The organism is Amycolatopsis sp. WAC 04169 (assembly GCF_003947535.1).
Lineage (GTDB): Bacteria > Actinomycetota > Actinomycetes > Mycobacteriales > Pseudonocardiaceae > Amycolatopsis > Amycolatopsis keratiniphila.
On the sequence record NZ_QHJI01000009.1, the window covers coordinates 241996 to 255129 of the forward strand.

At 69.5% G+C, this 13134-nt stretch carries 10 protein-coding genes; 9 read left to right on the forward strand and 1 reads right to left on the reverse strand.

Features of this window, described 5'->3' with window-relative positions; translation table 11 throughout:
- Window positions 1-454: 454 nt before the first annotated feature.
- From DMC61_RS26370 to DMC61_RS26390, 5 genes are read left to right on the forward strand one after another with little or no spacing between them, the layout of a single operon-like run.
- The gene (locus DMC61_RS26370; RefSeq protein WP_016336316.1) at window positions 455-985 is read left to right on the forward strand and encodes a (2Fe-2S)-binding protein; all 531 of its coding nucleotides are present in this window, start codon (window positions 455-457) and stop codon (window positions 983-985) included.
- A complete protein-coding gene (locus tag DMC61_RS26375; protein ID WP_125692103.1) occupies window positions 985-3423 on the forward strand; it encodes a xanthine dehydrogenase family protein molybdopterin-binding subunit in 2439 nt (812 codons plus the stop codon). The genes DMC61_RS26370 and DMC61_RS26375 overlap by 1 nt, the downstream gene beginning before the upstream one ends.
- On the forward strand, window positions 3420-4274 hold the full coding sequence (locus DMC61_RS26380; protein WP_016336314.1) for a xanthine dehydrogenase family protein subunit M: 855 nt from the start codon (window positions 3420-3422) through the stop codon (window positions 4272-4274). The genes DMC61_RS26375 and DMC61_RS26380 overlap by 4 nt, the downstream gene beginning before the upstream one ends.
- A gap of 20 nt (window positions 4275-4294) precedes the next feature.
- A complete protein-coding gene (locus tag DMC61_RS26385) occupies window positions 4295-4927 on the forward strand; it encodes an SRPBCC domain-containing protein (RefSeq protein WP_125692105.1) in 633 nt (210 codons plus the stop codon).
- A 27-nt stretch (window positions 4928-4954) separates the two neighbouring features.
- Window positions 4955-6013, forward strand: coding sequence for an NAD(P)-binding domain-containing protein (locus DMC61_RS26390; RefSeq protein ID WP_125692107.1), 1059 nt, complete (start codon window positions 4955-4957; stop codon window positions 6011-6013).
- Here the strand turns inward: DMC61_RS26390 and DMC61_RS26395 are convergent.
- The gene (locus tag DMC61_RS26395; RefSeq protein ID WP_125692109.1) at window positions 5982-6848 is read right to left on the reverse strand and encodes an alpha/beta hydrolase; all 867 of its coding nucleotides are present in this window, start codon (window positions 6846-6848) and stop codon (window positions 5982-5984) included. The two genes, DMC61_RS26390 and DMC61_RS26395, sit on opposite strands and share 32 nt — an antisense overlap.
- Before the next feature lie 166 nt (window positions 6849-7014).
- Between DMC61_RS26395 and DMC61_RS26400 the strand changes: the two genes are divergently transcribed.
- From DMC61_RS26400 to DMC61_RS26415, 4 genes are all read left to right on the forward strand, one after another.
- On the forward strand, window positions 7015-10791 hold the full coding sequence (locus DMC61_RS26400; protein WP_233594954.1) for an amino acid adenylation domain-containing protein: 3777 nt from the start codon (window positions 7015-7017) through the stop codon (window positions 10789-10791).
- A gap of 12 nt (window positions 10792-10803) precedes the next feature.
- Window positions 10804-11550, forward strand: coding sequence for an arylmalonate decarboxylase (locus tag DMC61_RS26405; protein ID WP_125692113.1), 747 nt, complete (start codon window positions 10804-10806; stop codon window positions 11548-11550).
- Between the two features lie 44 nt (window positions 11551-11594).
- A complete protein-coding gene (locus DMC61_RS26410; protein WP_043849095.1) occupies window positions 11595-12167 on the forward strand; it encodes a TetR/AcrR family transcriptional regulator in 573 nt (190 codons plus the stop codon).
- A 98-nt stretch (window positions 12168-12265) separates the two neighbouring features.
- Window positions 12266-13132 (forward strand): NAD(P)-dependent oxidoreductase, encoded by an 867-nt coding sequence (locus DMC61_RS26415; RefSeq protein WP_125692115.1) that lies wholly within the window; start codon window positions 12266-12268, stop codon window positions 13130-13132.
- Window positions 13133-13134: the final 2 nt, after the last annotated feature.

Below are 13134 nucleotides of genomic sequence, written 5' to 3' on the forward strand. Positions count from 1 at the left end.
CGACCACAGCAGCCATCACGGCGGCGCGTGAAGGACCCCTTCCCTCGGCTCACCCGAGGAAACTCGACCTTCACACCTTCCCCAGTACGTGAAGGCCCCCTTCACTGCGCTAGACGCAATGAAGGAGGGGGCCATCACGTACTTCAGGGACCCAAACCGGTGGTCGTGAGTGGCGTTTCGGGTTAGAACCCGAAACGCCACTCACGACCACCTGTACCGAATGGACACTTGCGCTTTCCCCGCATCTGCGCCGCTTCTCCCAAGGCGCAACCGCATCTGCGGACTCGGGCGCGAGTCACCCCCTGGTGGGGGTTGCCCTGGCAGGCCCTGAGTAGCACGCTCGACTGTGAGTCCGATCACGGTCGCTCCGGGGTCGGTCCGTGACAACCGAATGACCGGCCGCTCCCGAACGACCCCGGACCAGCGCGGGGTTTCTCTTGCTTTTGGAGGCCTGATGCGCATCACCGTCACCGTCGACGGCACCAGCTACACAGACGACGTCGAGCCCCGCACCCTCCTCGTGCATCATCTGCGCGAACGGCTCGGGAAGGTAGGCACCGTGGTCGGTTGCGACACCAGCAACTGCGGCGCCTGCACCGTCCATCTCGACGGGCACAGCGTGAAATCCTGTTCGGTGCTCGCGGTCCAGGCCGACGGCTGCGAGGTCACCACGATCGAGGGACTCGCCCGCGACGGCGAACTCCACCCGGTGCAGAAGGCCTTCCACGAGAACCACGCGCTCCAGTGCGGATTCTGCACGCCCGGCATGATCATGCAGTCGATCGACCTGCTCGCCGACAATCCCGACCCGGACGAGAAGGCCGTCCGCGAAGGACTCGAAGGCAACCTGTGCCGCTGCACGGGCTACCAGAACATCGTCCGCGCGGTCCGCGACGCCGCCCACGAGATGCGGCCCGGCGCCGGTCCCGAGGCCGAACGGCTCGCCTCGGACACCGCCTCCCGTGTCGGCGCGGGTGGTGAGTGATGACCTCCACGATCGAACCGGAGGTCGGCAAGTCCCGCCGCCGCAAGGAGGACGAGCGCCTCATCACCGGCCGTACCCGCTGGACCGACAACCTGACCTTGCCCGGCATGCTCCACCTCGCCGTGCTCCGCAGCCCGTTCGCGCACGCCAAGATCGTCTCGATCGACGTCACCGAGGCGAAATCCGCGCCCGGCGTGGTCGCGGTCTTCACCGGGAAGGACCTCGACCCCGAGGGCGCCATCGGCATGCCGTGCGCGTGGCCGGTCACGCCGGACATGAAGTCGCCGAGAAGGCCCATCCTCGCCTCGGACACGGTGAACTTCGCCGGTGAGGGGGTCGCGGTGGTCGTCGCCCGCACGTCGGCCGAAGCGCACGACGCGCTCGAAATGATCGACGTCGACTACGACGAACTGCCGGTCGTCCTCGGCCTGGAGAACGCGCTCGCCGAGGGCGCGCCGCTGGTGCACGAGGAACTCGGCACCAACCAGAACGCGGTGTGGGTCTTCGATTCCGCCGACGCGGGAACGGGTTCCAGCGTCGAAGACGCGATCTCGAACTCCGAGGTCGTGGTCAAGCGGCGGTTCCGTCAGCAGCGCCTGGTGCCGGCCTTCATGGAACCGCGGGCGTGCGTCGTGGACCCGACGGGCAATCAGCTGGTCATGTGGTCGGCCACCCAGGTCCCGCACATCCTCAAGACGATGACCGCGGCCACGCTCGGCCTGCCCGAGCACAAGGTGCGGGTGATCGCGCCGGACGTCGGCGGCGGGTTCGGCGGCAAGATCGCCGTGCTGCCCGAAGAGATGATGGCGACGCTCATCGCGCGGCGGCTCGGCAAACCGGTGAAGTGGAACGAGTCCCGTTCGGAGACCATGGTCGCCGCGCACCACGGCCGCGACCAGATCCAGGACCTCACCATCACCGCGAACCGCGACGGCACGGTGACCGGCCTCAAGGTCGAACTGCTCGCCGACATGGGCGCGTACCTCGGCCTCGTCGGCCCCGGCGTGCCGATCCTCGGCGCGTTCATGTTCAACGCGATCTACAAGTTCCCGGCGTACCACTTCGCCTGCACCAACGTGTTCACCAACACCACGCTCACCGACGCGTATCGCGGCGCCGGGCGGCCGGAGGCCACGTTCGGGATCGAGCGGATGATGGACGAACTCGCCGTCGAGCTGGGTATGGACCCGATGGAGATCCGCGAGAAGAACTGGATCAAGCACGAGGAGTTCCCGTTCACCACGGTGGCCGGGCTGACCTACGACTCGGGCAACTACGAGGCCGCCACCGCCAAGGCCAAGCAGCTCTTCGACTACGACGGGCTCCGCCGCGAGCAGAAGGAACGGCGGGAATCGGGCGACCCGGTCCAGCTCGGCATCGGCATCTCGACGTTCACCGAGATGTGCGGGCTCGCGCCGTCGCGGGTGCTCGGCTCGCTGGACTACGCGGCGGGCGGCTGGGAGCACGCGGAGATCCGGGTGCTGCCCACCGGCAAGATCGAGGTCATCACCGGCGCCTCCGCGCACGGACAGGGTCACGAGACGGCGTGGAGCCAGATCGTCGCCGACAAACTCGGCGTCCCCTTCGAGGACATCGAGGTCATCCACGGCGACACCCAGTCCTCGCACAAGGGCATGGACACCTACGGCTCCCGGTCGCTGGTGGTCGGCGGGATCGCGGTGGTCAACGCGGCGGACAAGGTCCTCGCCAAGGCCAAGCCGATTGCGGCGCATCTGATGGAATGCGCCGAGGACGACCTCGAATTCTCGGCGGGCAAGTTCTCGGTCAAGGGCACGGATTCCTCGACGTCCATCCAGGACATCGCGTGGGCCGTGTTCTCGGCGCACAACCTGCCCGACGGTGTCGAGCCCTCGCTGGACTCTTCGGACACGTTCGATCCGGAGAACTTCTCCTTCCCGCACGGCACGCATCTCTGCGCGGCCGAGGTCGACACGGAGACCGGACGCGTGCGGTTGCGCTCCTACGTCTGCGTCGACGACGTCGGCGTGGCCGTGAACCCGCTGATCGTCGAAGGCCAGGTGCACGGCGGGCTCGCGCAGGGCATCGCGCAGGCGTTGTTCGAGGAGGCCGTCCACGACGAAGGCGGCACGCTGACCACGGGGACGTTCGCCGACTACCTGCTCCCGTCGGCGGCGGATCTGCCCAGCTTCACCACCGACCGCACCGAGACCCCGTCGACGACGAACCCGTTGGGCGCCAAGGGAGTCGGGGAGGCGGGCACGATCGCCTCGACCCCGGCGGTGGTCAACGCCGTGGTCGACGCCGTCCGGCATTTCGGGGTGAACGACATCGAAATGCCGTTGACCCCGATGCGGGTCTGGCACGCCATCCAGCACGGGTCGGCCGCCGCCGGCGGGCTGGGCTCGGAAGCCGGTGGCGGTCTCGGTTCGATCGACGCCACCGGAGGTGCCCAGTGATCCCGGCCCCGTTCGACTACGTCGCTCCGTCCACAGTGGACGAAGCGATCAGCGCGCTCGCCGAAGCCGGTGAGGACGCCAAGGTGCTGGCGGGCGGGCAGAGCCTGCTGCCGGTGCTGCGGATGCGGCTCGCCACGCCGACCACGCTGGTCGACCTCGGGAAGATCGCCGAGCTGCGTGGCGTCCGCGAGGACGGCGACGCGCTCGTGATCGGCTCGATGACCACGCATTACGACGTCCAGCGCGACGCGATGGTCGCCGAGCACGCCGCGTTGCTCAAGGCCGCCACCGACACGGTGGCCGATCCGCAGATCCGCCACCGCGGCACCTTCGGCGGCGCCATCGCGCACGCCGATCCCGCCGGCGACCTGCTGGCGCCCGTGCTCGCGCTCGGCTGCGAACTCGTCGTCGCCGGGCCGGGCGGGCGGCGGACGGTGGCCGCGGCGGACTTCTTCCAGGACATGTTCACCACCGCGCTCGCCGCGGACGAACTGCTGGTCGAGGTCCGGGTGCCGAAGCACACCGGCTGGCACGCCCACTACGAGAAGTTCAACCGGGTCGCGCAGGCGTGGTCGATGGTCGCGGTCGCGGCCTGCGTCCGCACCGAGGCGGGCACCATCGAGGAGGCGCGGGTCGCGCTCACCAACATGGGCTCGACGCCGGTGCGGGCGGCCGGGGTCGAGGAGGCGCTGGTCGGCTGCGCGGCCACCGCCGAGGCGATCCGCGGTGCCGCCGAACGCGCGGCCGAGGGGACGAACCCCACGGCCGACGGCAACTCCGACGTCGAATACCGGCAGCACCTCGCGCGGGTACTGACCGGCCGCGCGGTGCTCGCCGCGGCGGGTAGCTGAGACAGAAGGGAGGTCGGCCCGTGCGGCTCGACCACGAATTCACCGTTCCCGCACCGGTCGGCGAGGTCTGGAAGGCCGTCGTCGACCCGGAACGGGTGGCGCCGTGCATGCCGGGCGCCACCGTCACCGAGGTCGACGGGGACGCCTTCAAGGGCACGGTGAAGGTCAAGCTCGGGCCGATCTCCCTGCTCTACAAGGGAACCGGCCATTTCGTCGAGAAGGACGCCGACGCGAAGAAGGTGGTGATCAAGGCCGCGGGCAAAGACGCCAGGGGAGCGGGCACGGCGTCGGCGACGGTGACGCTCACCCTGACCGAGAAGGACGGCGTCACCCATGGCGCCGTCGCCACGGACCTGGCGGTCACCGGTAAGCCGGCGCAGTTCGGGCGAGGGATGATCTCCGAGGTCGGCGGCAAGATCCTCGACTCGTTCGCGGAATGCCTTTCCGGGAAGCTCGGTACCCCTGAGCCTGAGAAACCGAAGGAACACCCGCCGTTGAAGGCGGTGAAGCCGGTGTCGGAGGGCGAAGCCATCGACCTGATGGAGTACGCGGGTCAATCCGTGGTCAAACGGGTGGCTCCGGTGCTGGTGGCCGTCGCCGGGGTGCTCCTGATCGTCGCCATCGTGCGGGCTGTGACGCAGCGGACGAAATAGTCGCGGGCCGCCACCGTTGAACCGGGTATGAAGGCGGATCACGAAGTCGACGTGGCGGTGATCGGGGCGGGCCAGGCCGGTCTGTCGGCGGCGTATCACCTGCGCCGCGCGGGATTCGCCAACGAGGCGGGTTTCGTCGTGCTCGACCACGGCAAACGGCCCGGCGGCGCGTGGCAGTACCGCTGGCCTTCGCTGATCGTGGAGAAGGTCCACGGCTTCTACGACCTCCCCGGGATGGCCTTCGGCACCCCGGATCCGAAGCTGCCCGCCGCCGACGTCGTCTCGGACTACTTCGGCCGCTTCGAACGCACCTACGACCTCCCGCTCCATCGTCCGGTCGACGTCCTGTCGGTGAGTGCCGAGGACGACCGGCTGGTCGTGGCGAGCGCGACGGAAACGTGGGCCGCGCGGGCGGTGATCAGCGCGACCGGCACCTGGGACCGGCCGTTCTGGCCGCACTATCCCGGGCAGGAGACCTTCCGCGGCCGCCAGTTGCACACCGCCGACTACACCGGCGTCGAGACCTTCCGCGGGAAGCGGGTCGTCGTGGTCGGCGGTGGTTCGTCGGCCGTCCAGCTGCTGCTGGAGATCGCGCCGTTCGCACACTCGACGCGCTGGGTGACCCGGCGCCCGCCGGTATGGCGCGAAGAGCCGTTCAGCGAGGACTGGGGCCGTGAGGCCGTCGCGAAGGTCGACCGCCGCGTCCGCGAGGGCCTGCCGCCGGAAAGCGTCGTCAGCGTGACCGATCTGGCCGTGACCCCCGAAGTGCGCGCGGGGCTGGACGCGGGCATCCTCGACCGCCGCCCGATGTTCCACCGGATCACGCCGGACGGCGTGGAGTGGGCGGACGGCACCTTCGAGCCCGCCGACGTCATCCTGTGGGCCACCGGATTCCGTGCCGCGATCGACCATCTGGCGCCGCTGCACCTGCGCGCCGCCGGGGGCGGGATCCGGATGGACGGCACCCGCGTCGTCGCCGAACCGCGGCTGCACCTGGTCGGCTACGGGCCGTCCGCCAGCACCGTAGGCGCGAACCGGGCGGGCCGCGCGGCCGTCACCGAGATCCGGCGCCTGCTCGGACGCTGAGCCCGTCGAGGATCGCGGTCAGACCGGCGGGCCGCCGGAAGAAACCGGCATGGCTGCTTGCGAGGTCGTGGACGTCGAACGGGTTGTCCGGGGTGAGCGCGTCGCCCTCGGCGATGTAGAGGTCCTGCGCGGCGAGCGGCATCGACCGATCTTGGGTCAGCCTGACGAACGTGCGCGGGATCCGGCCCCAGGAGTCCTTGTCCGCGCGAAGATCCCATTCCTGCCCGGTCAGCCAGAACACCTCGTCCGGCTGGCTCGTGACCACGATCTGGAGGAACTCCTCCTCGGTGAGTTCGGCGGCGAAGGCCTGCCGTAACGCGTCGCGCTGTGCGCGGTCGGCGCCACGCCAGTTGACCCGGACGAATCCCTGCCGCGACGGGTCGCCGACGAGAAGCGGTGCCGTCGCGGGGAAGAGCGCCGACGACGACCACGCGGGCGACGCCGGGTACTCGCCGGGCGCGCGGTCCACCGGGCACTGGGCGGCGATGTAGACGACACGGTCGATCAGTTCGGGGACCGCGTTGGCCGCGGCAGTCACCGGGAGCCCGCCGAAACTGTGCGCGACGAGGAAGACGGGGCCGTGATGACGCACCCGCTGGACCGCCTCGACGACCTGCCGGACGAAGTCGCCGGCGGTCACGTCGCTCATCGTCGACGGCTCGGCCGCGAACGCTTCGAGGTCCTGTTCGTGATAGGCCCTGGTGAATCCCGCGCCCCGGCCGGGAAGGTCGATCGCGAGCGTCCGATGTCCCCTGGCCGCCATTTCCCGCTGAATGGCCGTCCAGGAGTGTGCCGAACTGCCCGAACCGTGCACGAAGACGAAGGTGGGAATCATGCGTTCGATTGTGGCGGAAACCAGTGCGCGAAGTGAGCGGTCGCCCCAAAGGGTGGCAAAGAAGGGACAGCCGGGCGTTCTCGTTTATCGGCCGGTATCTCGCGAAGAGCGCGTCACTCCTTTGGCAAGGGAAACGAAACCACGGAATTCGCACTGGGGGATGGCCATGCCACCGATCGACCACCTCGCACCGCCGCATCGCGTCCGTTCCGGCGCCTGCCTCACGGATCTGCTCGGGCAGTGGGCGGAGAAACGGCCGGAGGCGGTCGCCGTCGTCGACGGCGAACGGGAAATGACCTTTCACGAACTCGAAGAAACGAGCGCGGGACTCGCCGCGTATCTCGCCGGGCTGGGAATCGGCGTGGACGACACCGTCGGCCTGCATGTCGAGCCTTCCGCCGACCTGATGACCGGCGCGTGGGGAATTCTCGCTTCCGGCGCGGCCTATCTGCCGTTGTCCCCGGAATATCCGGAAGACCGGCTGCGGTACATGCTCGAAGACAGCGGTACCGGCGTCGTCGTCACTCAGCCGCACCTCGCCGGGCGCCTGGCCGGGTTGGCGCCCGCCGGGACGCGGATCGTCTCGGTGACCGACTCCGGAACGGCCGGCGTACCGCGCGGTCCCCGGCCGGACTCGCTCGCATACGTCATCTACACCTCCGGCAGCACCGGGAAACCGAAGGGCGTGATGATCGAGCACCACAGCGTCGTGTCGCAACTGCGCTGGCTACAGGCCTGCGGTCACCTGGGCCCGGACGTCACGGTGCTGCAGAAGACGCCGATGAGCTTCGACGCCGCGCAATGGGAGATCCTCGCGCCCGCCGCCGGCGCCCGCGTGGTGATGAGCGCGCCGGGCAGTTTCCGGGATCCCGAAGCGCTGATCGACACGGTGGTGAAGCACGGCGTCACGACCTTGCAGTGCGTCCCGACGCTGCTGCAGGCCTTGCTCGACACCGAACGCTTCGCGACCTGCACCACGCTGCGCAAACTGTTCTCCGGAGGCGAGGCGCTCTCGCGGCGGCTGGCCAAGGATCTCGCCGGTGAGTTGCCGTCGGCACGGCTGATCAACCTCTACGGGCCGACCGAATGCACGATCAACGCGACCGCTCACGTCGTCGACCCGGACACGATCGGCGAGAGCGCCGGAACGGTCCCGATCGGCGTGCCTGCCGACAACACCGAGTGCTTCGTGCTCGACGCCGCCATGTCCCCGGTCGACATCGGGGAGACGGGAGAGCTGTACATCGGCGGCGTGCAGCTCGCGCGGGGTTACCTGAACCGGCCGGAGCAGACGGCCGAGAAGTTCGTGCCGAACCCGTTCGTGCCGACCGGACGGCTGTACCGCACCGGCGACCTCGTCCAGTGGAACCCCGACGGCACCCTGCAGTTCGTCGGCCGTGCCGACAACCAGGTCAAGCTGCGCGGCTACCGCGTCGAACTGGACGAGATCGCGGTGGCGATCGAGGAGCACACGTGGGTGCGCCGGGCCGCGGCGGTGGTGACCGACGACGCGCGGACCGGCTCGAAGGCGCTCGTCGCCTGTGTGGAGCTGAATCCCCGCGAAGCCGCGGTGATGGATCAGGGCAACCACGGCGGGCACCACCAGTCGAAGGCCAGCAAGCTGCAGGTCAAGGCGCAGCTGTCGAATCCCGGCGTCCGCGACCTCGCCGGTCGTCCCGCGGTCGCGTTGCCGGGCAAGCGGGAAACCGATCGGCAGCGGCGGGAAGTCTTCGCGCGCAAGACTTATCGCTACTACGAGGGAGGCGAGGTTACCCGCGACGACCTCGCCGCGCTCCTGGCGCCGGAGCCGGTCCGCACGCGTTCGCGCGAACCCGGCGAGCTCGCGTTCGCCGAACTGGGTGAGCTGTTGCGGTGGTTCGGCCGGTTCCACAGCGACGAGCGGCTGCTGCCGAAGTACGCGTACGCCTCGCCGGGCGCGCTGTACGCGACCCAGCTGTACCTGGAGACCAGCGGCCTCGACGGACTCGGCGCCGGGCTGTACTACTACCACCCCATCGACCACGCGCTGGTCCGGATCGGCGCGAGCACGGGCGCCGGGCACTCGGTGCACTTCATCGGCCGCACCGGCGCCATCGAACCGGTCTACAAGAACAACATCCGCGAGGTCCTCGAGTTCGAGACGGGGCACATGGTCGCGGTGTTCGAGGAGATCCTGCCCGGATACGGCCTCTCGATCAGCTCGGCGGCGTCCGATCCCGCCGTCGCCGCGCGGGCCGGTGCCGCCGCCGAAGACCACTACCTCGGCACATTCTCTTTGCACGCCAACGACGGTGTGCCCAGGCGGGACGACGTCGAGCTGTTCGTCCAAGCGCATCCGGGCCGCGTCAGAGGTCTCCCCGCCGGCACCTACCGCTGGCGCGGCGGGGACTTCGAACGGATCTCCGGCAAGCTCATCGAGGCCAAGCACGTGATCGCGATCAACCAGCAGGTGTACGCACGCGCGGCCTTCGGCATCACCGCGGTGAGCCGCACCGCCGACGAGCGGCTGGCGTACGTCGTCCTCGGCGCGAAGCTGCATCACCTGCAGCGCAACGGTTCGGAGTTCGGCTTCATGTCGTCGGGCTACAGTTCGAAGAGCGGTCACCCGCTGCCCGCCGCCCGGCGGATCGACGACATCCTCGCCGGGCAAGGGATCGCCCCGGGGCCGTCGTACTTCTTCGTCGGCGGCAAGGTGAGCCAGGAGCAGGTGCACAGCGAGGGCATGCGCGAAGACGCCGTGCACATGAAGGGACCGGCGGAGATCATCCGCGACGAACTCGCGACCACCCTGCCCGACTACATGATCCCGAACCGGGTGCTGGTACTGGACGCGTTGCCGTTGACCGCCAACGGAAAGGTCGACGCGCACGCGCTGGCGGAGACCGACGCCGTCCGGTCCGCGAGCACAGGCGCGCCGTATGTCGCTCCTTCGACGAGCCACGAACGGTGGCTGGCCGGGGTGTGGGGCAAGGCGTTGAACTACGACGACGTCTCGGTGCGCGACGACTTCTTCGCCGCGGGCGGCAACTCGCTGACCGCGGTTTCCCTGGTGAACCGGATCAATCGCGAGTACGGCACCCGGCTGCCGCTGCAGGTCGTCTTCGAATGCCCGAAGCTGGCCGATCTCGCCGCCCGCATCGGCGAGGACTCCGCCGGGCCGTCGTCACGGCTGGTCCCGCTGGCGACCGGCGAAGGTCGCCCGGTGTTCTGCTGGCCCGGCCTGGGCGGTTACCCGATGAACCTGCGGACGCTGGCTTCGGAAAGCGGCCTGGGGCGGCCGTTCTACGGCGTGCAGGCCCACGGGATCAACGCGGGCGAGACGCCGTACGCCACCGTCGAGGAGATGGCGAGGGCCGACGTCGCCGAGATCCGGCGCGTCCAGCCGGAGGGGCCGTACACGCTGTGGGGTTATTCGTTCGGCGCGCGGGTGGCCTTCGAAACGGCGTGGCAGCTGGAACAGCAGGGGCAGCGGGTGACCGACCTGCTGCTGATCTGCCCGGGCAATCCCGAGGTCGGAGGCGAGCGGGTGGCGAGCTACGCGAACCCGGCGTACCTGACGATCCTGCTGTCGGTCTTCCTCGGATCGATCTCCGGGCCGGAAACGGTGGCCTGCCGGGAAACGGTTCGCGACGAAGACGGCTTCGTGGCCTTCGTGGCGAAGCTGCTGCCCGCGCTCGGCGAGCAGCTGATCCGGCGGATCGTCCGGATCGTGGAGGAGACCTACGAGTTCGACTACACCTTCCGTGAACTCGCGCGGCGGCGGATCGCGGCCCGGGTGACGCTGTTCAAGGCCGACGGCGACGACTACTCGTTCGTCGAGAACAGCTCCGGGTACTCGGCCACGCCGCCGGAGGTGGTGACGCTCGAAGGCGATCACTACAGCGTCCTCAAGGAGAACGGGGTCGCCGAACTGGTGTCGGCGATCCGTGCCCGGGTGAGCTAAGGAGGAGCGTCAGTGCCCGACTCCCTCGGTCCCCGCCTCAAGGTCGGCGTCGTCGTCCCGTCCACCAACACCTCGGCGCAGCCGGAACTGGACGCGCTGCGCCCCGACGGCGTCACCAACCACACCGGCCGGATGGTGATCGAAGACGACCCGATGGTCGACGAACCCGGGTTCGACCACGTCATGCACGGGATCCGGCGGTCGACGCGGCCGGCTATCCGCGGTCTCGTCGGCTGCGACCCCGGCTGCGTGATCATCGGGGTCTCGCCGGAAAGCCATTGGGAGGGGCCGGAGGCGCACGGCCGCGTCCTCGCCGCGATGCGGGAGGCCGCGGGCGGGCGGCCGGTGACGATGAGCCCGGACGCGATCAACGCCGGGCTCGCCACGTACGGAGTCCGCCGGATCGCGGTCATCACGCCGTACCTGCCGGTCGGCGACGATCCGGTGCGGCGCTTCTTCGGCGACAACGGCTACGACCTGCTGCGCGTCCACGGTCTCGGCATGCCCAGCCCGGCCAAGATCTCGCACGTCTCCGAGACCGCGCTCCGCGACGCGGTCAAGGAGGTCGACCACGCCGACGTCGAGGCCATCGTCCAGGTCGGCACCAACGTCGCCATGGCGCGGCTCGCGGCGGCCGCCGAGTTCTGGCTCGGTAAACCGGTGCTCTCGAACAACGTCGTCCTGTACTGGCACGCCCTGCGGCAGAACGGTGTCGCCGATCGCGTGCGCGGCTTCGGCTCCCTGCTGGCGGAGCACTGACCGGTATTTGACTGATCGTTACAGAACATGGGATGCTGGACGGCATGCCCCGCCCCAAGGGTTTCGATCCCACCGAAGTGCTCGACGCCGCGGTCGGCACGTTCTGGCGTAAGGGATACGCCGCCACGTCGGCCCAGGACCTGGTCGACGGCACCGGGCTCGGGCGGGGCAGCCTGTACAACACGTTTTCGGGCAAGCAACAGCTGTTCAGTCAGGCGCTCCGGCGCTACGAGGAGACGTCCGCGACCAGGGTCGAGGAGATGCTGGCCGCGCCGGGGACCATCCGGGCGCGGATCAGACGTGTCCTGATGGACGTCGTCGACGACGAGCTGGACTCGTCCGCCGCGCATCGCGGCTGCCTGGCGGTCAACGCCGCCCTCGAACTCGGCGGCATCGATGACGAGGTCACCGCCCGCGTCCGCCACAACTTCGAGCGCGTGGAAAACGCGTTCCACGCCGAGTTCGCCGCCGCCCGGGAGCAGGGTGAGATCGGCGGCGATCCGCGGTCGCTGGCACGGTTCACCCTCGCCGCGATGTATGGCCTGCGGGTCTTGGGCAAGACCGCGGACCGGCAGGCGCTCACCCAAGTAGTCGAAACCACCATCCAGGCGTTGTGATGTTCCAGGTTTCGTGACAGAACCCCCGCGCTCACACGGATTTCTTTCGCACTGATTCTTTAACGAGCATTCCACTATCGGCAAGGAGCAGGTAACTCATGACGGAGACCGTCGCGGTGCTCGGCACCGGAATCATCGGTGCCCCGGTCGCGCGCAATCTGAGCAAGGCCGGATTCGCGGTCCGGGCCTGGAACCGCACCGCGGCCAAGGCCGAAGCCCTCGCCGAGCACGGTGTCGAGGTCGCCGGGAGCGCCGCGGAAGCCGTCGACGGCGCGCGCGTCGTGATCACGGTCCTCACGGACGGTCATGCGGTGCTGGAGGCGATCCGCGCGGCCGCCCCCGCCGCGGGCACGATCTGGGTGCAGCTCAGCACCGTCGGCGACGCCGTCGAGGAACTGGCCGAGTACGCCGGCGAGCAGGGTCTCGTCTTCGTCGACGCGCCGGTGCAGGGTACGCGCCAGCCCGCCGAACAGGGCCAGTTGATCGTGCTGGCGGCGGGCGCGGCCGACGTTCGCGAGACCGTCCAGCCGCTGTTCGACGCGATCGGCAAACGCACGCTGTGGGTCGGCGAAGACGGCCGCACCGGCGCGGCGAGCAGGCTCAAACTGGTGCTGAACACCTGGGTGATCGCGCTGACCCACGGCGTCGGCGAGGCGCTGGCGCTGGCCGAAGGGCTCGGTGTCGACCCGCGGCACTTCGTCGACGTCGTCACCGGCGGCCCGATGGACAACGGCTACTTCCAGGCCAAATCCGCCGCGATCCTCAACGGTGACTACACCACCGCCTTCTCGGTCGACAACGCCGAGAAGGACGCCCGGCTGGTGCTGGCCGCCGCGGCCCGCGCGGGGGTCCGGATGGACGCCGTCGAGGCCGGGCGGGCCCGTTTCGCGCGCGCGTCCGAGGCCGGACACGGCGACGAAGACATGGCGGCCGGCTACTTCGCCAGCTTCACCGACCGCATTTAGTC

Bases quoted from the DNA above. Each gene is read 5' to 3' on its own strand.
- DMC61_RS26375 (WP_125692103.1), top strand. From the start codon at position 985: ATGACCTCCACGATCGAACCGGAGGTCGGCAAGTCCCGCCGCCGCAAG.
- DMC61_RS26415 (WP_125692115.1), top strand. From the start codon at position 12,266: ATGACGGAGACCGTCGCGGTGCTCGGCACCGGAATCATCGGTGCCCCG.
- DMC61_RS26410 (WP_043849095.1), top strand. From the start codon at position 11,595: ATGCCCCGCCCCAAGGGTTTCGATCCCACCGAAGTGCTCGACGCCGCG.
- DMC61_RS26390 (WP_125692107.1), top strand. From the start codon at position 4,955: ATGAAGGCGGATCACGAAGTCGACGTGGCGGTGATCGGGGCGGGCCAG.
- DMC61_RS26370 (WP_016336316.1), top strand. From the start codon at position 455: ATGCGCATCACCGTCACCGTCGACGGCACCAGCTACACAGACGACGTC.
- DMC61_RS26400 (WP_233594954.1), top strand. From the start codon at position 7,015: ATGCCACCGATCGACCACCTCGCACCGCCGCATCGCGTCCGTTCCGGC.
- DMC61_RS26395 (WP_125692109.1), bottom strand. From the start codon at position 6,848: ATGATTCCCACCTTCGTCTTCGTGCACGGTTCGGGCAGTTCGGCACAC.